Source organism: Sedimentimonas flavescens (assembly GCF_025154035.1).
Taxonomy (GTDB): Bacteria; Pseudomonadota; Alphaproteobacteria; order Rhodobacterales; family Rhodobacteraceae; genus Rhodobacter; species Rhodobacter flavescens.
The window spans coordinates 66,630-86,745 of the sequence record NZ_JAOALJ010000002.1; the positions used below are offsets into that span (position 1 = coordinate 66,630).

Genomic DNA, 20,116 nt, shown 5'->3' on the forward strand with positions numbered 1-20,116 from the left:
TTGAATATATTCCACAAAAGCCCCCTTCGGCCTGCGCCGGAGGGGGCTTTTGTTTTGGATTAACGACTTATTAACCCTCTTTGGGAATGCTCGCCTCAGGCCCCCGCGCGGCCCCCTATGGATGGCATGACCTCTGTGACACAACTTCCGGTTGCTCTCGCTTCAGAACAGGCCATTCGGCCGATAGCCCCGATCGAGGCGCGCCCCTCCCTAAGTCAGATCTTGATGGAACGTGGGGCTGTTCAGCCGCTTGCGCTACTGCGTGCCCTCGAGATCTGCAAGCGGCAGAATCTGCCGCTTGGCGAGGCGCTTCTGGCGCATGGCTGGGTCACCGAGGCGCAGCTGATCGCCGCACAGGCCGAGCTATTCGGCCTGTCGATCGTCGATCTTGCCGCGCAACCCCCGGACCCGCGCCTGATCGACACCATCGGGGCCGCGCGCTGCCTGAAAGAACGCATCGTGCCGTGGCGGCGCATCGCGGGCGTCACGCTTGTCGCAACCGCGCACCCTGAGGGATTCGGACGGACCGCCGAGGGCCTCCCGGACACGCTTGGCCCCTGCCAGATGGTGCTTGCCGCACCCAGCACACTGGAAACGGCCATATTCGCCTGCCGTCGCACCGCACTGATCCGCCGGGCCGAGACCTGCGTGGCGCCGCACGAAAGCTGCCGTACCCTTGCCGGAGACCACGTGAGCCGAGCAGCCCTGGGCGCAGTTGTCGCACTGGCGATCGGCCTGTGGTTGATGCCATCGATCGTCTATGCGGCGCTCTTCGGTTGGGCGATCTTGACACTGATCGCGACCGTGGGCCTCAAGCTGGTAGCCTGGCTGGCCGAGATGCGGGCTCCCGAACGGCCAACCCCGCCCCCCGTGCCAGCCAACAGCCTGCCGACAATCTCTGTCATGGTGCCGCTCTTTCATGAAACCGATATCGCACCACGCCTGATTGCCCGGCTTGAACGGCTCGACTACCCGCGCGAGCGGCTCGACATCGTTCTGGTCGTGGAAGAGGCCGACCGGATGACGCAGGCCGCGTTGACCCGCACAGAACTGCCGCGCTGGATGCGCCTCGTCATCGTGCCCGAGGGCCCCATCAAGACCAAGCCCCGCGCCCTGAACTATGCACTGCCGCTGTGCCGAGGCTCGATCATCGGGGTCTATGACGCCGAGGACATGCCCGACCCGGCGCAGCTGCGCATTGTGGCGGCGTATTTCGCCGGTGCCGATCCGACGCTGGCTTGCCTTCAGGGGATGCTCGATTACTACAATCCGCGCACCAACTGGCTGTCGCGCTGTTTCACCATCGAATACGCGGCTTGGTTCCGCGCCATGCTGCCCGGCCTCGGGCGGCTCGGGCTGGTGATCCCGCTTGGCGGGACCACGCTGTTCTTTCGCCGCGAAATTCTGGAAGAACTCGGTGGGTGGGATGCACATAACGTGACCGAAGACGCGGACCTTGGGCTGCGTCTGGCGCGGCATGGCTACCGCACCGAGGTCATCCCCACCGTGACGCATGAAGAGGCGAACTGCCGCGCCCTGCCCTGGATCCGGCAGCGCTCACGCTGGCTCAAGGGTTATGCGATGACCTGGGCCGTGCATATGCGCAACCCTGTGCGCCTTTGGCGCGAACTGGGGGCGAAGCGGTTCATCGGGATCCAGATCCTGATGCTGGGCGGGTTGTCGCAATATCTGCTGGCGCCGCTGCTCTGGAGCTTCTGGTTGATGCCGTTTGGCATCTGGCACCCGGTCGAGGCGCTGATGAGCCCGGCGATGATCCGCGCCCTCTTCGTCACCTTCACCGTGACCGAGATCATCCATATCGTCGTCGGGATCTGGGCGCTGCGCGGGCACGGCCATCGGTTCCTGATCCCCTGGGTGCCGATGCTACACTTCTATTTCCCGCTCGGTGCTCTGGCGGGCTGGAAGGCGATCTACGAAGTCGTCGCCAAGCCGTTCTACTGGGACAAGACGGCCCACGGGCTTTACGACGCGCCGCAGGCCTCGCCGGGCAAGGCGCGCAGACTCAGTTGCGCCGCTGTCGTCCGCTTGCCGCGTCGAGCTTGAGCCGCGTCTCGAATGCCTTTGAGATATGCGCCCGCAGCGCCGTCGCAGCGCCATCTTCGTCGCCATTGCGAATTGCGTCCACAATCGCCTGATGCTCGGCCAGCGCTGTCGCACCGCGCCCCTCGGCCGCAAGCGACGTCGTGGCAACCAGCGCCATCGTGCGATGCACGAGGTCAAGCTGCTGCACCAGATACCGGTTGTGAGAGGCCAGGTGGATCTGTTTGTGGAACCGCTTGTTGGCCCGCGACAAAGCCACCGGATCACCGATATGCTTGCGGTCTTCTTCGACCATGTCCTGAAGCACGCGCACCTCTTCGGGGGCCGCGTGCTTGGCGGCCAGCCGTGCGGCCAGCGCTTCCAGTTCGGCACGCACCACGTACAGCTCGGCAAGCTGGTTGTGATCAAGCGAGGCCACGATCAGCGAGCGCCCGTCACGCGCCAGCATCGATTGCGTTTCAAGGCGTTGAAGCGCCTCTCGCACGGGGGTGCGGGATACGCCGAAGCGCTCGGCGAGTTCCGATTCCACCAGCCGATCGCCCGGCCGGTACACTCCTGCATCGATCGCTTCGAGGATCAGCGTGTAAGCATCTTTCTGCATTGGTCTTTCCTTGCCCCGAGGCGCCGAACATTATGCGCGCGCTCAGGCGGTGGCAAGACGCCAATAAGTTGCGGTGCCGATTGCACTTGCACGGGCGTAGGGCTAGCCTGCCGCCATGCCCGCACAAGATTTCGCCCATGTGACCGATTGGGTCTTCGATCTCGACAACACGCTCTACCCGCCCGAAGCGCAGCTTTTCGCGCAAATCGAAGTGCGGATGACCGATTATGTCATGCGCGCTCTCGGGGTTGACCGCCCAGAGGCTGATCGGTTGCGCAGGCACTACTGGCAGCTTTACGGCACGACGCTGGCGGGCCTCATGCACGAACACGACGTTGATCCCGCCCCCTACCTGACGGATGTGCATGATATCTCGCTCGATCACCTGACGCCGGATCTCGCACTGCGCGACGCGATCACAGCCCTGCCGGGGCGCAAGATCGTCTATACCAACGGCTGCGCACCCTATGCCGAGCGTGTATTGGCCGCGCGCGGTCTGTCGGGCCTGTTCGATGGCATCTATGGGGTCGAGCATGCCGACTTCCACCCCAAGCCGCAGCAGCGTGCCTTTGAGACCGTTTTTGCCAAGGCGGGAATCACACCGGCGCGCGCCGCGATGTTCGAAGACGACCCGCGCAACCTCACCGCGCCGTATGCGATGGGTATGCGCACGGTGCACGTGGCCCCCGCTCCGGCCCGCGAACCGCACATCCAGCATCACACTCCGGACTTGCCGCGCTTTCTCGCTGCGCTGCGGCATATCTGAGGTCTATTTTTCTGCACCTGCGACAAGATGGCGCGGTTACGCGCGCGCGCATGCTCGCTAGAAGACCCGTGCTGTCAGGGAGACAGCCCTTGGGAGACTTTGCCATGACCACGACCACCGCAGAGATTGCGCACGCCACCGAAGAGAACAAGCAGATCAAAGCATCGACGATGTATCTGCTCGCGCTGCTGGTCCTCGTGATCACGGGCGCCATGACTGCGGTTTTCGGCCTGGGCGGCCTGATCCTGACCGCCGTCGTTGCAAGCTGGGCCATCCTTGCTTTCCTCGTTCTGCTGACCGCGGGCGGCTGATCGCCTCCCTCGCCTCTGGCCTTCCGCCGCGCCGCCGCTAGAATGCGCGCAAACGGAGGATGCCCATGCCCGAACAAGCGATCCAGACCGATGTACTGATTTCCGGGGGCGGCGTAGCGGGCCTGACCGCGGCCGCTGCCTTCGGTGCGGCCGGTTTCACCACGATCTGCGTGGACCCGACCCCCCCGGTCACGACCGAGACCGACCCCGGCGCGGACCTGCGCACCACGGCCTTCCTGCATCCCTCGCGCAAAGTCCTCGAAAGCTCGGGGCTGTGGGAGCGGCTGGCCCCCTTTGCGGCCCCCCTCCAGATCATGCGGATCATCGACGCTGGCGGCGCGGAACCCGAAGCCCGACTGACCCGCGATTTCGATGCCTCCGACATCTCAGACGAACCCTTCGGCTGGAACCTGCCGAACTGGCTGCTGCGCCGCGAGATGGTGGCGCGCCTTGCCGAACTGCCGCTGGTGGATTTCCGCCCCGGCGTAGCGACCACGGGCCTAGTCACCCGCGAAACCGGGGCCGAGGTAAGCCTGTCGGATGGAACCCGCGTCACCGCACGGCTGGTCGTCGCCGCCGACGGGCGCAACTCGTTCATCCGCGAGGCCGCCGGCATCCCGGTCAAGACCACGCGCTATGGTCAAAAGGCGCTTGCCTTTGCGGTCACGCACCCGATCCCGCACAACAACGTCTCGACCGAGATCCACCGGTCCGGTGGCCCCTTCACGCTCGTCCCCCTGCCCGACCGCGACGGCAGCCCTTCCTCGGCCATCGTCTGGATGGAGCGCGGTGCCGAGGCTGAACGCCTCGCCGCCCTGCCCGAAGCCGAGTTTGAGGCTGCGATGAACGCCCGCTCGACCGGCATCCTCGGCCCGCTCACCTTGGTCACCCGCCGCTCGGTCTGGCCGATGATGACGCAGATCGCGTCGAGTTTCACAGCGCAGCGTGTGGCGCTCATCGCCGAGGCCGCCCATGTCATCCCGCCGATCGGTGCGCAGGGGTTGAACATGTCGCTCGCCGATCTGACCTGCCTGCTTGATCTATGCGAGAAAGACCCCGCCCATATCGGCGAGCCTGCCATGCTAGCCGCCTATAACCGCCGCCGCTGGCCCGAGGTTAAGGCGCGCGAGATCGGGATCGACTTGCTGAACCGCGCCTCGATGGTTGAGTCCCGCCCGCTGCGCGACCTGCGCGCTGCCGCCCTTGGCGCACTCTACAGCCTGAAACCTGTTCGCAAGACATTGATGCGCGCGGGTCTGGGCGTGCGCTGAACAGGCCAAGCGGCCTGGGCGCGTAGTGGCGTCGACTCTCGGCTCGCGCATCCGAAGGCCAAAGGCAAAGCCTGAAATCAAAGCTTTATGCCTGAAGAGCCCGCACAACGGAGATCACCCCAATGGTCCGGGCCGGCGCTCCTCGGACAGCACGACGTTGGCCTCGACCTGCCCCACGCCCGGAAGGGTCATCACACGGCGGCGCAACACGCGCTCGAAATCCGCGATGTCGCGTGCGCGCACTTTGAGCCGGTAATCGAACAGGCCCAGAACGTGCTGCACCACCTGCACCTCGGGGATGGCGGTAGCGGCGCGCTCGAAATCCTCAAGGCTGACGCGCCCCTTGGTCGCCAGCTTGATCCCGAGGAATACCGTCACCCCAAAGCCAAGCGCCTCCGGGTCGATCAACAGCCGTCGCCCCGCCAGAATGCCCGCATCCTGAAGCCGCTTGATGCGCCGCCAGCAGGCCGGCTGCGACAGGCCCAATTGTCGCCCCAAGGCACCAGCGCTGATCGTGGCATCAGCAGACAAAGTCCGCAGGATCGCCCGGTCGGTATCGTCGAGCGCAATCATAGCGGCAACTCCGGGCTGTCCTTGATCGTCGAAATCAGCATCAGCGCATCGGTGTCGGCGATATGCGGCAAGGTCAAGATGCGGGTGCGGTAGATCTCTTGGTAATGCGGCATGTCGCGGGCGATGACGTTCAGGCGCACATCGGTCTGACCAAGGAAGGTCTGGATTTCCAGAACCTCGGGCACCTCGCGCGCGGCGGTGATGAACTCGTCAAAAGCGCGCGGATGCGTCTTGTCGAGGGTGAAGCGCAGGCTCACCTCGACCTCCCACCCAAGGGCGCGCCAGTCGATCACGGCCTGCTCGCCCAGGATCACGCCGCCCTCGCGCATCTTCTCGACCCGGCGCCAGCAGGTGGCGGCGGTCACGCCCGCACGCTCGGCCAGCTCGGCCATGGCCAGACCGGGATCGGCCAGCATCTGCCGCAGAATGCGCCGATCAGTGTCATCTACATGCATGAATTTTTCACCTATAGCGCCGATTACGCATGGTTTTTATCGCCAAAAGGAAAAACTAGCAAATATTGAACGCTGTTTTGACGAAGAATCTCTATTCTGTCGCCATCAACCAATGGAGGACCGCCATGCGCGTGTACTATGATCGCGATTGCGATGTGAACCTGATCAAGGACAAGAAAGTCGCCATTCTGGGCTACGGCTCGCAGGGCCACGCCCATGCGCTGAACCTGCGCGACTCGGGCGCCAAGAACGTCGCCATCGCGCTGCGCGAAGGCTCGGCCTCGGCCAAGAAATGCGAAGCCGAGGGCCTGACCGTCATGGGTATCGCCGAAGCCGCCGCCTGGTGTGACGTGATCATGTTCACCATGCCCGACGAACTTCAGGCCGAGACCTACAAGAAATACGTCCACGACAACCTGCGTGAAGGCTCGGCGATCGCTTTCGCCCACGGCCTGAACGTGCACTTCGGCCTGATCGAGCCGAAGCCGGGCATCGACGTCATCATGATGGCTCCGAAAGGCCCGGGCCACACCGTGCGCGGCGAGTACACCAAGGGCGGCGGCGTGCCCTGCCTGTTCGCGGTCCACAACGACGCGACCGGCAAGGCGCAGGACATCGCTCTGTCCTACTGCTCGGCCATCGGTGGCGGCCGCTCGGGCATCATCGAGACCAACTTCCGCCAGGAATGCGAAACCGACCTGTTCGGCGAGCAGGCCGTGCTGTGCGGTGGTCTGGTCGAGCTGATCCGCATGGGCTTCGAAACCCTCGTGGAAGCTGGCTACGAGCCGGAAATGGCCTATTTCGAGTGCCTGCACGAAGTGAAGCTGATCGTGGACCTGATCTACGAAGGCGGCATCGCGAACATGAACTACTCGATCTCGAACACCGCCGAGTATGGCGAGTATGTCTCGGGCCCGCGCATTCTGCCCTACGAGCAGACCAAGAAAGCCATGAAGGACGTCCTGACCGACATCCAGACCGGCAAGTTCGTGCGTGACTTCATGCAGGAAAACGCCGTCGGCCAGCCCTTCTTCAAGGCCACCCGCCGCATCAACGACGAGCACCAGATCGAGCAGGTCGGTGCCAAGCTGCGCGCCATGATGCCCTGGATCTCCAAGGGCAAGATGGTCGACAAGGCCCGCAACTAAGCTGCGATCATTCGCAATACCGGGGGCGCCTTGCGGGGCGCCCCTTTTCTTTCTAGGGTCGCCGCCAAAGGAGACACCCGATGGACATGCCGCAAAAAGAGCTCGACGCGATTGCCGCCGAACGCGCGAAAATCTTTACGCCGAAATGGTTTGCGCGACTGCTTTCAGGTCGCCTCAGCCCCGGCGACACGTTCTGGCTGGGCAATTACGGCATACTGCTTTGGGTCGTGCCCGCGCTAGTGATGCTGGCAATGCTCATTGCGATCGCTGCCCCGGGAAACCTGGACAAGCTGGTTGTTGTAGGTTGCGCGGTGATCGGCTTCTATCGGCTGGCCATCCTGCGCGCCCAACTGAGAACGAACCGCGCCACGCCCGGCCCGAAAGGCTGGCGCCGGGCGGGTGTGGTCTGGACGCTGCTTGAGGCGGCAGGGCTGCTGCTGATCGCTGGCGTGTTCATCTTCGGGCGCTGATCAGCGCGCCGTCGCCGCCTCGACCGCTGCCACAATCCCGTCCACCGCCTGCGTCAGGACCGCCTCATCCTCGCATTCCGCCATGACGCGGATCAGCGGCTCGGTGCCGGACTTGCGGATCAGCAAGCGGCCCTTGCCAGCCAGATTGACCTCAGCTTCCGCTATCACTTTTCGAACATTCTCTGTGCTCAGAGGCTCCTGTCCGGCCTGATACCGCACATTCTTCAACAACTGCGGAACCGTCTCGAATTGCCGCACCAGTTCCGAGGCGCGCAACCCCGTTTCCGCCATCGCGGCGAGGAACTGCAGCCCCGCCATCAGCCCGTCGCCCGTGGTGGCATAGTCGGTCATCACGATATGACCTGACTGCTCGCCGCCAAGGTTGAAGCCACCCTCGCGCATCCGCTCGACCACGTAGCGATCGCCGACCTTGGTGCGTTCAAGCCGCAAGCCGCGACCATCAAGGAAGCGTTCAAGCCCGAGGTTCGACATTACCGTCGCCACCAGTGTGCCGCCCCGCAACTGGCCGGCATCGGCCCAACGGCTGGCAAAGAGCGCCATGATCTGATCGCCGTCCGCCACACGCCCGGTCTCGTCCAGGATCATCACCCGATCCGCATCACCATCGAGCGCGATGCCCAAATCGGCGCCATGGGCGACAACGGCCTCGGCCGCGGTCTGAGTGTAGGTTGAGCCGCATTTGTCGTTAATATTGGTCCCGTTGGGGCTGACGCCGACAGGGATCACCTCACAGCCAAGCTCCCACAGCACCTCGGGCGCGGCCTTGTAAGCAGCGCCATTCGCGCAATCGACGACAACCTTGAGGCCGCTCAGCCGTCCGCGCGCCGGGAAAGTCGTCTTGGCATATTCGACATAGCGCCCAAGCCCGTCATCGATGCGCTTGGCGCGCCCGATATTCATGGGCTGTGCAAGGCGGATCTCGCCCGCGACGATGGCCTCGATCTCTGCCTCGGCCTCATCCGACAGCTTGAACCCGTCCGGCCCGAAGAACTTGATGCCGTTGTCCTTGGCCGGGTTGTGGCTGGCCGAGATCATGATGCCCAGATCGGCACGCATCGAGCGGGTCAGGTAGCCCACCGCCGGCGTCGGCACCGGGCCGAGCAGCAGCACGTTCATCCCCGTCGAGGTCAGCCCCGCCGTCAGCGCGTTTTCCAGCATGTAGCCCGACAGGCGCGTGTCCTTGCCGATCACCACGCGATGCCGGTCCGAACTGTCCTGACGGAAGTAACGCCCCGCCGCCGCGCCAAGACGCAGGGCCATCTCGGCGGTCATCGGCCAGCTATTGGCCTCGCCGCGCACGCCATCGGTGCCGAAAAGCTTTCTGCTCATTCCTCGTAACCCTCTGTTATGGCGCGCCAGAGCCGCAGCCCCTGCGCGATTTCGGCCACATCGTGCACGCGGTGGATCTGCGCGCCCTGCCCCAGCCCCATCAGCGTGACCGCCAGGGTTCCGGGTGCGCGGGCATCGGCCGCATCGGCCCCGCCAATCGTGCCAATGAAGCGTTTGCGCGACACCCCGAGCAGGATCGGGCAGCCGAGCGCGTGGAACAGGCTCAACCCGCGCAAGAGCGTCAGATTGTGCTGGAGCGTCTTGCCAAAGCCGATGCCGGGATCGACCACGATCCGGTCGCGCAGAATGCCGCTGGCCTCGGCCAACTCAATGCGCTCTTCGAGGTAGTCATAGACGTCGAGCAGCACATCACCATAGCTCGGGTCGTCCTGCATGGTTTCGGGCAGGCCCTGGGCATGCATCAGGCAGATCGGCAGGCCGGTGATCGCGGCCAGTTCCGCCATAGCCGGGTCAAACTCCATCGCCGAGACGTCATTGAGCATATCCGCCCCGGCCTCAACCGCCGCATCGCCCACCATCGCCTTGCGGGTGTCGATGGAAATCGGGGCCGAGAAACCTTCATCGCGCAGCGCCGCGATGATCGGCGCCGTGCGCTCAATCTCCTCGTCCTCGGGCACTTCCTGTGCGCCGGGTCGGGTGGATTCGCCGCCGATGTCGAGAATATCCGCGCCTGCCGCGATCAGCGCCTCGGCACGTTCCAGCGCGACGTCGAATTCGTCGAACTGCCCACCGTCCGAAAAGCTGTCAGGCGTCAGGTTCAAGATGCCCATGATCTTGGGGCTTTCCATGCCCAGACCCGCAACGGGGGCGCGGCGCGAGGTCAGGCGCTCGGCCACGTCAAAGGGCAGATGCGCGGCGGGAATGATCTCGCGCGCGCCACCACGGGCGATCTGCTCGACCTCGGTGAACCAGCCCCAGCCGCCGGCAAGGGTCAGCGCCTCATCGGGGCGCGCGGCATCGGTCTGAACAAGCGGACGATAATAGAGCTTTTCCATGCGCCCCTTTGAGCGCAAGCGCCCGGCCTTGGCAAGGCTCAGAGCGCCTTGCGCAGCACCGGCACGCGGCTTCCTGCCGGAACTGAAACATCCCCGTGAAGCTCCAGCCGCTCGGCGGCCATCTGCTCGGCCAGCCACAGCGACAGCGCCACCGCGTCACGCGCCGAGCCCTTCGGGCCATCCACGGCATCGAGCACGATCTTCGAGGGCGCCCAGACCACCATCTGGCCATGTTTCATCGCCCAGTCTATCTCGGTCCGGGTCGCGACGACGACACAGCGCGGATCGCGCGCGGCCAGCACCCAGGCGTTCTGTTCGATCGCCAGCAGGTCGATACGGCGCTGCGTCGGGCGTTGGCCAGTCTCGGGCAGCGCCAGATCGGGCAGACCGACCGTCAGGATCACCGGCGCACCGCCCGCCTGAAGCGCGTCGAGCCGCGCACCCAGATCCTCGGCCGCAATCGCCGCATTCGACAGGTAGGCCACAACGGGATGCAGCGCCTCTGCACCGTGCTCGTCGCTTGTCTGCACCGGCAGGCCGACGCGCGAGCGCACGATCTCGACGCCAAGCGCGCCGGGGCCGCGATCGAGCTTTTCGATCCGCACGAAGACGCGCATTGACTGGTGTTCGGCCAGAATACGTTCGGCCACGCGCTCGGCCAGCGTTTCCAAGAGGTTAAGACGTTCTTCGGCCAGCTCCGAGGCAATCGCCTCGGTGATCCGGTCGTAGGACAGGATGCGGTCGACATCATCCTCAAGCGGCGTCGGCGCGGCGCGCACCTCGACCACGACGTTGAAGCGAAGACGCTGCGTGTGGCCGCGTTCCTGCTGGAACGCCCCGATATCGGCGCTGACGATATGGTCGCGCAGGCTGATGCGGTCGCGCGGATCCGCCGTCGCCGAGGCCAGCGCCCGCTCCTCGGGATGGGCAAAGGCAAGGGAAATATCGCTGGTCACTGGGCGCTCCGTTCCGTTCGGCGGGACTATAGAAAAAGGGTGGGCCAAGGCCCACCCCGAAACGTCACGCCAGCGGCTGTTCGCGACCTCAGTTCGAGGCGGTCCGCAGCGGCGCGCGGTAGAAGATATGCGCCCCGATCCGCGCGGTCTTGACGAAACGCTTGGACCAGGAGGGGCGCACGGCGGGCGTGTGGAAGTAGGTCGCGCCATCCGTCAGATCGCGGGGCGCGCCATCCAGCATCGCCCGGGCGATCTTTTCGATGGAGGCGTAGACAGCGGCGTTGCGGATCGCGTCCGACTTGCCATCACAGACCCAGCTGAACTGGCATCCCCGGCTGTTGCCCTGATGGACTACGCCGCAAACCGTCTTGGGAAACTTCGGATCGTCTACGCGGTTAAGGATAACCTCGGCTACGGCCACCTGCCCGTCGACGCCCTCGCCGCGAGCCTCATGGTAGACAGCCTTGGCAAGGCATTGGAATTGCTCACCCCCGGTCGCGGCGGGCTGGGTTTGCAGCCACTCCGCGGTGATCTGCGACGGCGCGTCTTTGGCGCCCTTCGCACGAGGGGTCGTGGTGAGCGCGGTTATGCGACTCGCCGAGAGTGCGCCCAGACCCGAGCGCTCCTGCACCAGCATCGAAACCAGCCCCTGGGCCGGCATCCCCGAGGGATCATTCGACTGGCTTACCGTAACTTCGGCACGCAAGCCTCCGGCAAGGGCCAGGAGGACAACAGCGCCCCCCGTCCAGCTTTTCAGCACTGACATGTTTATCTTCCGATAAGGACAATCGCCCCGGCCGAAGCCGCGACGGGCACGCGTTAGCCCTTACGGGTAGAGATGTCTACCCGTTGATTAGAAAATAATCGGCCAGCGCCACAAAAGTGGCGGATTCTTGCCTATAGGGGGAGGTGATTCGCTTTCACGAACCATGTCCAACAGATACCCACAAGATTTTGTGAACGCCAGTGGTTTCGGAGGGTTTTTCTACAATCAGAAACCGTCTCTGCTCTTCGGTGCGAGCAGCGCGAAATGCGCCGCCGCCAGCCGGGCAACCGGCACCCGGAAGGGCGAGCAGGACACATAGTCGAAGCCCGCCGCCCGGCAGAAGGCGATCGATTCAGGGTTGCCGCCATGCTCGCCACAGACCGAGATGGTGATCTCCGGACTGGAGGAGCGGCCGCGCCCGGCCCCGATAAGCAACAGCTCCCCCACACCCTCGACGTCGAGAATGTGGAACGGATCCTCGGCATAGACGCCCTGATTGACATAGGTGGACATGAAGCGCCCCGCGTCATCGCGCGAGAGACCATAGGTCATCTGCGTCAAGTCGTTGGTGCCGAAGGAGAGGAAATGCGCGTGCTCGGCGATCTCACCGGCGCGCAGGGCGGCGCGCGGCGTTTCCACCATGACGCCAAGGCGATAGGTGAACTCAGCCTTCATCTCCATCTTGACGGCAGAGGCGACAGCATCGATCCGGGCCTTGACGATCTCGACCTCGCGCGCGGCGGAAACCAGCGGGATCATCACCTCGGGCACAACCGGGGCACCCCGGCGACTGGCTTCGACCGTTGCCTCGAAGATCGCGCGGGCCTGCATGTCGTAGATCTCGGGAACGGTCACACCCAGGCGAACGCCGCGCATCCCCAGCATTGGGTTGAACTCGCTCAGCGCTTCCACGCGGCGGGTCACTTCGGAGAGCGGACGATCCAGCGCCTCGGCCAATTCGCGCATCCCCTCGCGGTCATGCGGCAGGAATTCATGCAGCGGCGGGTCGAACAGACGAATGCAGACCGGCAGGCCCGCCATGATATCGAACAGAGCCGTGAAATCGGCGCGCTGCATGGGCAGCAACCGCTCCAAGGCCACACGCCGGTCATTGGCGGTATCCGCAAAGATCATCTCGCGCATCACCGTCAGACGGTCTTCGTCGAAGAACATATGCTCGGTCCGCGCAAGGCCGATCCCCTCAGCCTCGAACATGCGGGCGGTGCGGGCATCGTCAGGCGTATCGGCATTGGCGCGCACGCCGATATCACGCACGTTGTCGGCCCAGTGCAGCAGGGTGCGGAACCCGTCGTCCAGCGCGGGCTCAAGCATCTCTGCTGCGCCGACCAGAACCTCGCCGTTGGTGCCGTCGATGGTAATCACCTCTCCCTCGCGGAAGATGCGCCCGGCAGGGCCACGGAAGACACGTTCGCGCGGGTTGATCTGAATATCGGCACAGCCAACGATACAGGGCAGCCCGAGGCCACGCGCGATCACCGCCGCGTGCGAGGTCATACCCCCCCGCTCGGTCAGCACCGCGACCGAGGCGTGCATCCCGCGGATGTCTTCAGGCACGGTCTCGCGGCGCACAAGGATACAGGGCTCGTCCCGCGCAGCCGAAGCCTGCGCGGCAGCGGCGGTAAACACGATCTTGCCGGTCGCGGCACCCGGAGAGGCACCAATCCCGCGCGCGATCCGGTCGCGCGGGGCGCGCGGATCGACCTGATAGTGCAGCAACTCCGACAGCGCCCGCGGCTCGACGCGCAGCAGCGCATCCTCGCGCGAGATCACACCATCTTCGGCCAGCGCCACCGCAATCTTGACCGCCGCGCGCGAGGAGCGTTGCACCCGCACAGCGTCAATGATCGAGACCGCACCGCCCTCGACGGCGAATTCCAGTTGCATCTCCTCGCGAAGACGCTCGCGGCAGGCATTGCCGTATCGCTTGAGATCCTCGAACACCTCGGGCGAGGCTTCCTCCAGCGAGGCCCCGCGCGGGTCGCGGGTCAGATAAAGCGTCTCGACAGCGGCCTTGCGGCCCTGGCTCTGGCCCCTGAAGCGGCCGGTGATGCGCGGCCCGCCGGTGACGGAATCCACGAATTGCATGGTCCCCGAGCCTGACAGCCCCGGACCGATCCCAAGCGCCATCTCCTGCACGACCAACCCCAGAACGGCATCGACCGGCGCGCCCTTGGCCTGGCGCAGAAGCCGCGCGGTGGTGCCTTCCCAGGCGCGGGCCATCGAGCGCAGCACCTCGCCCATCTGGCGCGCGGGGTCTTGCGGGAAGGGCTCGTCCATCTCGGCCTCATAGGCGGCCAGCGCCCGCGACAACGCGTCCGGACCCGGATCATCGTGGAACATGTCGGGATCGAGTCGCGCCACGTGGGTCGCGTAATTCTGCACAAAGCGCAGATAGAGCGCATCGGCCGCCTCGCGCCCATGGCTCTCGATCAGGTCCTTCTGCACAAGGTCGTTCATCCCGACGTTCAGCACCGTCCCCGGCCCGCCCCATTCGGGGTTCTCGGGGCTGGAGCGCACTGAAACCAGAAAATTCGGCCCGAAGGACGCGGCAATGGCTCGGGTGTCGGGCATCTGCCCCGAGGCGATGGCGCGCACGGTTTCGCAAGGAAGCGCAATGGTGCGCGGCACCGGCAGATCAAGCCGGATCAGGCGCTGAAGGCACTTTGCGCGCCAGCCGTGGCGCGCAACCATAACGTCCGCACCCGGCGAAAGCTCGACAAAGTCTTCAAGTTCTTCATGTTTCTGCATTGCAGCGCGCCCCTAAACCCCGTGCAGAATAGGCGGAAATCCGCCCCACGCAAGTACGACAATCGGATGACGGGCAAAGGCGGCGTTCCGGCCGTTGCCGCAAGGGCACGGCCGGAGCGAAAGGCTTAACCCTCGATACGGGTCAGATCAGCCACGCTCAGGCAAATCTGCCGGATGCGCGAGAGCAGATTGAGCCGGTTGCGGCGCACGATCTCATTGTCCGAGTTGATCTGCACGGCTTCGAAAAACGCGTCGATCGGGGCGCGCAGGGCGGCCATGGCGCCCATGGCGGCGCCGAATTCCTCGGCCTGCATCGCGGGGCCAATGGCGGCCTCGGCGGCGTCGAGCGCGGCGAACAGCGCGCGTTCCTCATCGCTTTCGGCGAATTTGGCGTCGGCGCCGAAGCTGTATTCAACCCCGTCCTTGGCCTCGGCCTGAGACAGGATATTGTTGGCGCGCTTGAAGCCCTGGATCAGGTTGCCGCCATCCTCGGTCTTGAGGAAGGCCGAGAGTGCCTCGGCCCGCTTGACGACCAGCGTCAGGTCATCCGAGCCGGGCATCGCCAGCACCGCGTCGATCACGTCGTGGCGAATGCCCTCGTCGCGCAGGTGGACCTTGAGACGGTCGTGGAAGAAGGAGAGGAGGTCGTTGGTGTCTGCATAGCTATCGGCTCGCGCGCCGACCAATTCTGCCGCAAAGGAGAACGGCGACGGACGCGAGTTGAGAGCAATACGCAGCCCATTCGCCAACACCAGCCGGATCACCCCAAGCGCCGCGCGGCGCAGGGCGAAGGGGTCTTTCGAGCCCGTGGGCTTCTCGTCGATGGTCCAGAAGCCGGTCAGCGTGTCGATCTTGTCGGCCAGCGCCACGGCCACTGTCACCGGCTCGCTCGGGACCTCGTCCGACGGGCCAAGCGGCGAATAGTGGCCCTTGCAGGCCGCCGCGACGGCCTCGGGCAGGCCCGCCGCGCGGGCGTAGTAGCTGCCCATAAGCCCCTGAAGTTCCGGGAATTCCCCCACCATGGCCGAGCGCAGGTCGGCCTTGGCCACCCGCGCCGCCTCGGCCGCGAGATCGGGCGAGGCGCCGACCAGCGGCGCGATCTCGCGCGCCAGCGCCTCGATGCGCTCGATCCGCGCGGCCTGGCTGCCCAGCTTGTTGTGGAAGGTCACGTTGGCAAGGCCCGCGCCCATGCCCTCCAGCCCCTCGGTCTTGACGATGCGCAGATCGTGTTCCCAGAAGAACTTGGCATCCGACAGACGCGCCGAGAGCACCTTGAGGTTGCCCTTGAGGATCGTCGCGCCATGATCGGCGGTTTCGCGGTTGGCGACGGTGACGAAGCCCTCGATCCGGCCGGTCTTGGGGTTCTTCACCGAGAAGAATTTCTGATGTTCCTTCATCGAGGTTTGCAGCACCTCGGGCGGCAGCGCCAGGAACTCATCGGCAATGTCGCCCAACAGTGCGACGGGCCACTCGACGAGGCCCGCAACCTCGGCCAGCAGGCCCGCATCCTCGACCAGCTCAAGCCCGCGCGCGAAGGCGAGTGTCTTGGCCTCGTGCCAGATCATCTCTTCACGCTCGGCGCTGTCGAGGACGACCTTGGCGGCTTTCAGCTTGGCGGCGTAATCGTCAAAGCTCGACACGGCGAAGCGGCCCGGCGCCATGAAGCGGTGCCCTTCGGTGGTGTTGCCCGACACGATACCATCCACGTCGAGCGGCACAACCTCGGCCCCGGCCTCGCTGGTCAGAATGCACAGGATCGAGTGCAGCGGGCGCACCCAGCGCAGGCTGCCCGCGCCCCAGCGCATCGACTTCGGCCAGGGGAAGTTGCGGATCGTCTTTTCCAGCACCTCGGCCACGATCTCGGGCGCGGCGCGGCCGGGCTTTTCGACGACGGCGAAATAGACCTGCCCCTTCTTGTCGTCGCGCACTTCAAGCTGTTCAAGCGTCAGCCCGGTCGAGCGCAGGAAGCCCTCGATGGCCTTTTCCGGCGCGCTGATCGCGGGGCCCTTGCGTTCCTCGCGCAGGGTGGGGCTTTCGAGGCTGAGCCCCTCGATCGCCAGACACAGACGGCGCGGGGTTGAGAGCGCCTCGGCATGGGCGTAATGCAGCCCGGCCTCGACCAGCCCGTCGGTGACCAGCTTCTTCAGGTCCTCGCGGGCCTTTTTCTGCATCCGGGCGGGGATTTCCTCGGAGAAGAGTTCAATCAGAAGATCAGCCATGTCACTTCTCCGCTTCGTCGTTCAGCTGATGCCAGGCATAGGCGCGGCCATCGGGATAGATTGCAACGACCCGGTCAACGCCGGGCTTGATGTCATGCTCAGAGAGGAAGGCGACCGCGGCGCCCGCCTCAAGATCGGCACCGATGCGCGCGGCATCGAAGCAGCCGAACCAGCCGGGCGCGTTGAGCGGCGTGGCCGCCTCATAGACCTCGAAGGTCTCGGTCAGCAGCGCCAGCGACAGCGGCGTGCGGAAACAACTGCGGAACCGCAGGGGCGAGCTGTCGGCGTCGATCCCCTCGAAACCCTCGGCCAGGATCGGCTCGGGCTGGCCGGTCACGACCGAAGTCAGCCGGATCTCGGCTGCGGGCGCGGTGGCCTCCAGCTTGTCGTAAAAGCCGTAAACCTGGAGATACCAGACCGCGGCCCCCGTGATCAGCGCACTCAGCACGATCGCTCCCCCGACCAGCTTGCCATTCACGCCGTCACCTCGGCGGTCCAGCCGCCGGCCTCGGTCTGCACGAAGGCATCGGCGCATTTCTTGGCCAGCGCGCGGACGCGGCCAATATAGGCCTGCCGTTCGGTGACCGAGATCACGCCCCGCGCGTCGAGCAGGTTGAAGAGGTGGCTGGCCTTGATGCACTGGTCATAGGCCGGGTGCGCCATGACGATGCGCTTGCCCGAGTTCGGATCGGCGGCCTCGAAGGCCAGCAGGTGCTCGCACTCGGCCTCGGCATCCTCGAAATGGCGCAGCAGCATCTCGGTCGTGGCGCCGTCGAAATTGTGGCGGCTGTATTCTTCCTCGGTCTGGCGGAAGATGTCGCCATAGCTCAGCGGGATCGGCGCTTCGGGCGCGTTGAAAGGCATGTCCATGACGTGATCGATGCCCAGAACATACATGGCAAGGCGCTCAAGCCCGTAGGTCAGCTCGCCCGAGACCGGCTTGCAGTCATGGCCGCCGACCTGCTGAAAATAGGTGAACTGCGACACTTCCATGCCGTCGCACCAGACCTCCCAGCCAAGGCCCCAGGCGCCGAGGGTCGGAGATTCCCAGTCATCCTCGACAAAGCGGATATCGTGCAGATCAAGGTCGATGCCGATGGCTTCGAGCGAGCCCAGATACAGTTCCTGCAGGTTCGGCGGGCTCGGTTTGATCAGCACCTGGTATTGATAATAGTGCTGCAGGCGGTTCGGGTTCTCGCCATAGCGCCCGTCGGTCGGGCGGCGCGAGGGCTGAACATAGGCCGCAGCCCAAGGGCGCGAGCCAAGCGCGCGCAGCGTGGTGGCCGGGTGGAACGTGCCCGCGCCCACTTCCATGTCGTAGGGCTGCAAGACCGCGCAGCCTTTCGACGCCCAATAGTTCATAAGGCGCAGGATGATTTCCTGGAACGAACGGGGGGCTGCGGGTTTCGTCATGGCTCACCTTTTGCTGAAAGCGCCCTCTCTCTAGGCAAGGGGCGCGCGGGGGTCAACGGGGGCAAGGGGGCGCGTGGCCACACTGCGGGCAAAAAGCTTCGCTTTGGGGGTGACGCGGGCGCAAGAGTTGCTAACTTGCCCGCATAAAGGCGAAGGCCAGAAAGAGGTTTTGAGGCATGAGATTGGTGCGCAGGTCGGTTTCGGTAGTGGTGGCGGCAAGTCTGACCGGGATGGTCTGGACCGGAACCGGATGGGCGGAGCCCGCCTGGGTCCAGATCGAGGCGCGCCCCACGCTCGACCAGGCGCAAGAGCGCGCGCGCGATTGGTCCACGATCCTGCCTGCGGTCTCGGGTTTTGCGATGTCCACCGGCTGGTATGCCATCGCCCTTGGTCCCTATGCCGATGAGGCCGAGGCCGATTCGCAACTGCGCGTTCTGCGCGGCGAGCGGATGATCCCGCCTGACAGCTATGTCTCGAACGGCAGCCGCTTCCGCGAGCAGTTCTGGCCCACGGGCGCGGCCCCTGCCCCGGTGGCAGAACCCGCTGCGCCCGTCGCGGTCGAACCTGCCCCCGTTGAGTCTCCCGCAGCCGAGGCGCCCGCTGCCGAGACACCGGCCCCAGTTGAAACACTGGCCGAGTCCCGCAGGCTCGAGGCTGCGCTGAGTGCCGCGACGCGGATGGAAATTCAATCCGCGCTGCAATGGCAGGGCTTCTACAGTTCGACCATCGACGGCGCTTTTGGCCGGGGCACCCGCGCCTCGATCGGCGCTTGGCAGCAGGCCAATGGTTACGAGGCGACCGGCGTGCTGGCCTCGGCGCAGCAGGCGCAACTTCTGGGCACCGTGGCTGCGGAGCGCGCGGCCCTTGGCCTGACTGCCATCGACGAAGCCGAAGCCGGGATCGCCATCGAATTGCCGCTGGGGCTGATCGAGTTTGACCATTACGACGCGCCCTTCGTGCATTACCGCGCCAAGGACGGCTCGGGCGTGACCGTGCTGCTGATCTCGCAGCAGGGCGATCAGAACAGCCTGTTCGGCCTTTACGACGCGATGCAGACGCTCGAAATCGTGCCCATGGTGGGGGAGCGCAAGCGCGAACGCGCCTCCTTCCTGCTGACCGGGCAGAACGAGCGCATCCACTCCTACACGCAGGTCGGGCTTTCGGGCGGCCTGATCAAAGGCTTCACGCTGGTCTATCCTGCCGATCAGGCGGACCGCATGGCGCGCGTGCTTGAGGCGATGAAGGCAAGCTTCCGGCCGAAGGGCAAGAAGGCGCTAGATGCGACCCTTGGCAAGCCTCTGGCGGTGGAGCGCTCGGCGCTGATGGCGGGTCTGGACCAGCGCCACCCGGAATTCGCCCGTTCGGGCTTCTTCATCGCGGCCGATGGGGCCGTGCTGACCGCTGCCGCCGGGTTGCAGGCCTGCGGGAGGATCACGGTCGAGGATCATCTGGCCGATCTGGCCTATGCCGATGAGGCGCTTGGGCTGGCCGTGTTGCGGCCGCAAAAGCCGCTGGCCCCGGCAGCCGTCGCCGCCTTCCAGCCTGCCGAGCCGCGCCCCGGCGGAGAAATCGCCGTGGCAGGCTTTTCCTACCCCGAGGCGCTCTCGGCCCCGGTGCTCAGCTTCGGCACGCTGTCCGATGTAAGCGGCCTTTCCGGCGAGGCCAGCCGCGCGCGTCTAGCGGTGCGCACGCTGGCAGGGGATGCGGGTGGCCCGGTTCTGGATACGACCGGCGCGGTCGTGGGGATGCTGCTGCCCGCCGAGGCCACGCCCGACAAGCTGCTGCCCGAGGATCTGGCACAGGCCCTGCGCAGCTTCGACATCGTCGCGCGGCTGACCGAGAACGGCTACGCCCCCGCCGCTTCGGAACCCTCGGGTTCCATCGCGGCCGAGGATATCGCGGCACTCGCGCAGGACATGACCGTCCGCGTCGCCTGCTGGAAGTGACCCCTGCCGGGGGGGGGCCGCGCGC

The 20,116-nt window shown here is 65.4% G+C and carries 18 protein-coding genes; 7 read left to right on the forward strand and 11 right to left on the reverse strand.

Annotated elements, in window-relative coordinates; translation table 11 throughout:
- Nucleotides 1-225: 225 nt before the first annotated feature.
- Nucleotides 226-2,064: a glycosyltransferase gene (locus tag N3C64_RS03600; RefSeq protein ID WP_260011970.1), complete on the forward strand. Its 1,839-nt coding sequence runs from the start codon at nucleotides 226-228 to the stop codon at nucleotides 2,062-2,064.
- On the opposite strand, the gene N3C64_RS03605 is transcribed toward N3C64_RS03600, so the two are convergent.
- Nucleotides 2,024-2,662, reverse strand: coding sequence for a GntR family transcriptional regulator (locus N3C64_RS03605; protein WP_218628435.1), 639 nt, complete (start codon nucleotides 2,660-2,662; stop codon nucleotides 2,024-2,026). The genes N3C64_RS03600 and N3C64_RS03605 overlap by 41 nt on opposite strands.
- Nucleotides 2,663-2,777: 115 nt before the next feature.
- On the opposite strand from N3C64_RS03605, the gene N3C64_RS03610 reads away from it, so the two are divergent.
- From N3C64_RS03610 to N3C64_RS03620, 3 genes are all read left to right on the forward strand, one after another.
- The gene (locus N3C64_RS03610; RefSeq protein ID WP_260011973.1) at nucleotides 2,778-3,428 is read left to right on the forward strand and encodes a pyrimidine 5'-nucleotidase; all 651 of its coding nucleotides are present in this window, start codon (nucleotides 2,778-2,780) and stop codon (nucleotides 3,426-3,428) included.
- Between the two features lie 104 nt (nucleotides 3,429-3,532).
- A complete protein-coding gene (locus tag N3C64_RS03615; RefSeq protein ID WP_218628437.1) occupies nucleotides 3,533-3,739 on the forward strand; it encodes a hypothetical protein in 207 nt (68 codons plus the stop codon).
- Nucleotides 3,740-3,804: 65 nt separating this feature from the next.
- Complete coding sequence (locus tag N3C64_RS03620; RefSeq protein WP_260011977.1) at nucleotides 3,805-5,010, forward strand: UbiH/UbiF family hydroxylase; 1,206 nt, start codon at nucleotides 3,805-3,807, stop codon at nucleotides 5,008-5,010.
- A 114-nt stretch (nucleotides 5,011-5,124) separates the two neighbouring features.
- Here the strand turns inward: N3C64_RS03620 and N3C64_RS03625 are convergent, their stop codons facing one another.
- Nucleotides 5,125-5,583, reverse strand: coding sequence for an Lrp/AsnC family transcriptional regulator (locus N3C64_RS03625; RefSeq protein WP_260011979.1), 459 nt, complete (start codon nucleotides 5,581-5,583; stop codon nucleotides 5,125-5,127).
- Nucleotides 5,580-6,038 carry an Lrp/AsnC family transcriptional regulator gene (locus N3C64_RS03630; protein ID WP_260011981.1) on the reverse strand — a complete coding sequence of 153 codons (459 nt, stop codon included), beginning with the start codon at nucleotides 6,036-6,038 and terminating at the stop codon, nucleotides 5,580-5,582. The genes N3C64_RS03625 and N3C64_RS03630 overlap by 4 nt, the downstream gene beginning before the upstream one ends.
- A 125-nt stretch (nucleotides 6,039-6,163) precedes the next feature.
- Between N3C64_RS03630 and ilvC the strand changes: the two genes are divergently transcribed.
- Nucleotides 6,164-7,186, forward strand: a complete 1,023-nt coding sequence (gene ilvC / locus N3C64_RS03635; protein WP_218628441.1) for a ketol-acid reductoisomerase — start codon at nucleotides 6,164-6,166, stop codon at nucleotides 7,184-7,186.
- An 80-nt stretch (nucleotides 7,187-7,266) separates the two neighbouring features.
- Nucleotides 7,267-7,656, forward strand: a complete 390-nt coding sequence (locus tag N3C64_RS03640; protein ID WP_260011984.1) for a hypothetical protein — start codon at nucleotides 7,267-7,269, stop codon at nucleotides 7,654-7,656.
- Here N3C64_RS03640 and glmM read toward each other — a convergent pair whose 3' ends face one another.
- The 8 genes from glmM to N3C64_RS03680 all read right to left on the reverse strand — a co-directional run bounded on the left by glmM (nucleotide 7,657) and on the right by N3C64_RS03680 (nucleotide 18,145).
- Nucleotides 7,657-9,006: a phosphoglucosamine mutase gene (gene glmM / locus N3C64_RS03645; RefSeq protein WP_260011988.1), complete on the reverse strand. Its 1,350-nt coding sequence runs from the start codon at nucleotides 9,004-9,006 to the stop codon at nucleotides 7,657-7,659. It lies immediately after the preceding gene.
- A complete protein-coding gene (gene folP, locus N3C64_RS03650) occupies nucleotides 9,003-10,022 on the reverse strand; it encodes a dihydropteroate synthase (RefSeq protein ID WP_260011991.1) in 1,020 nt (339 codons plus the stop codon). Before folP ends, glmM begins: the two co-directional genes overlap by 4 nt.
- Before the next feature lie 38 nt (nucleotides 10,023-10,060).
- Complete coding sequence (locus N3C64_RS03655; RefSeq protein ID WP_260011994.1) at nucleotides 10,061-10,978, reverse strand: dihydroneopterin aldolase; 918 nt, start codon at nucleotides 10,976-10,978, stop codon at nucleotides 10,061-10,063.
- A gap of 88 nt (nucleotides 10,979-11,066) precedes the next feature.
- The gene (locus tag N3C64_RS03660; RefSeq protein ID WP_260011997.1) at nucleotides 11,067-11,744 is read right to left on the reverse strand and encodes a cell wall hydrolase; all 678 of its coding nucleotides are present in this window, start codon (nucleotides 11,742-11,744) and stop codon (nucleotides 11,067-11,069) included.
- A gap of 225 nt (nucleotides 11,745-11,969) precedes the next feature.
- Entirely contained in the window at nucleotides 11,970-14,513 is a 2,544-nt protein-coding gene (locus N3C64_RS03665; RefSeq protein ID WP_218628447.1) for a putative PEP-binding protein, read from the reverse strand.
- A 125-nt stretch (nucleotides 14,514-14,638) separates the two neighbouring features.
- Nucleotides 14,639-16,732 carry a glycine--tRNA ligase subunit beta gene (gene glyS / locus N3C64_RS03670; protein WP_260012001.1) on the reverse strand — a complete coding sequence of 698 codons (2,094 nt, stop codon included), beginning with the start codon at nucleotides 16,730-16,732 and terminating at the stop codon, nucleotides 14,639-14,641.
- Nucleotide 16,733: 1 nt separating this feature from the next.
- On the reverse strand, nucleotides 16,734-17,210 hold the full coding sequence (locus N3C64_RS03675; RefSeq protein WP_218628449.1) for a DUF6446 family protein: 477 nt from the start codon (nucleotides 17,208-17,210) through the stop codon (nucleotides 16,734-16,736).
- Nucleotides 17,207-18,145 (reverse strand): glycine--tRNA ligase subunit alpha, encoded by a 939-nt coding sequence (locus N3C64_RS03680; protein WP_260012019.1) that lies wholly within the window; start codon nucleotides 18,143-18,145, stop codon nucleotides 17,207-17,209. Before N3C64_RS03680 ends, N3C64_RS03675 begins: the two co-directional genes overlap by 4 nt.
- 176 nt (nucleotides 18,146-18,321) lie before the next feature.
- Here N3C64_RS03680 and N3C64_RS03685 point away from each other — a divergent pair, with 176 nt between their 5' ends.
- The gene (locus N3C64_RS03685; protein ID WP_260012022.1) at nucleotides 18,322-20,091 is read left to right on the forward strand and encodes a serine protease; all 1,770 of its coding nucleotides are present in this window, start codon (nucleotides 18,322-18,324) and stop codon (nucleotides 20,089-20,091) included.
- Nucleotides 20,092-20,116: the final 25 nt, after the last annotated feature.

Excerpts from the sequence above, each read along its gene's own strand:
- N3C64_RS03610 (WP_260011973.1), top strand. The coding sequence starts at position 2,778 with ATGCCCGCACAAGATTTCGCCCATGTGACCGATTGGGTCTTCGATCTC.
- ilvC (WP_218628441.1), top strand. The coding sequence starts at position 6,164 with ATGCGCGTGTACTATGATCGCGATTGCGATGTGAACCTGATCAAGGAC.
- folP (WP_260011991.1), bottom strand. The coding sequence starts at position 10,022 with ATGGAAAAGCTCTATTATCGTCCGCTTGTTCAGACCGATGCCGCGCGC.
- N3C64_RS03600 (WP_260011970.1), top strand. The coding sequence starts at position 226 with ATGGAACGTGGGGCTGTTCAGCCGCTTGCGCTACTGCGTGCCCTCGAG.
- N3C64_RS03660 (WP_260011997.1), bottom strand. The coding sequence starts at position 11,744 with ATGTCAGTGCTGAAAAGCTGGACGGGGGGCGCTGTTGTCCTCCTGGCC.
- N3C64_RS03625 (WP_260011979.1), bottom strand. The coding sequence starts at position 5,583 with ATGATTGCGCTCGACGATACCGACCGGGCGATCCTGCGGACTTTGTCT.
- N3C64_RS03685 (WP_260012022.1), top strand. The coding sequence starts at position 18,322 with ATGAGATTGGTGCGCAGGTCGGTTTCGGTAGTGGTGGCGGCAAGTCTG.
- N3C64_RS03615 (WP_218628437.1), top strand. The coding sequence starts at position 3,533 with ATGACCACGACCACCGCAGAGATTGCGCACGCCACCGAAGAGAACAAG.
- N3C64_RS03680 (WP_260012019.1), bottom strand. The coding sequence starts at position 18,145 with ATGACGAAACCCGCAGCCCCCCGTTCGTTCCAGGAAATCATCCTGCGC.
- N3C64_RS03620 (WP_260011977.1), top strand. The coding sequence starts at position 3,805 with ATGCCCGAACAAGCGATCCAGACCGATGTACTGATTTCCGGGGGCGGC.
- glmM (WP_260011988.1), bottom strand. The coding sequence starts at position 9,006 with ATGAGCAGAAAGCTTTTCGGCACCGATGGCGTGCGCGGCGAGGCCAAT.
- N3C64_RS03605 (WP_218628435.1), bottom strand. The coding sequence starts at position 2,662 with ATGCAGAAAGATGCTTACACGCTGATCCTCGAAGCGATCGATGCAGGA.
- glyS (WP_260012001.1), bottom strand. The coding sequence starts at position 16,732 with ATGGCTGATCTTCTGATTGAACTCTTCTCCGAGGAAATCCCCGCCCGG.
- N3C64_RS03630 (WP_260011981.1), bottom strand. The coding sequence starts at position 6,038 with ATGCATGTAGATGACACTGATCGGCGCATTCTGCGGCAGATGCTGGCC.
- N3C64_RS03640 (WP_260011984.1), top strand. The coding sequence starts at position 7,267 with ATGGACATGCCGCAAAAAGAGCTCGACGCGATTGCCGCCGAACGCGCG.
- N3C64_RS03665 (WP_218628447.1), bottom strand. The coding sequence starts at position 14,513 with ATGCAGAAACATGAAGAACTTGAAGACTTTGTCGAGCTTTCGCCGGGT.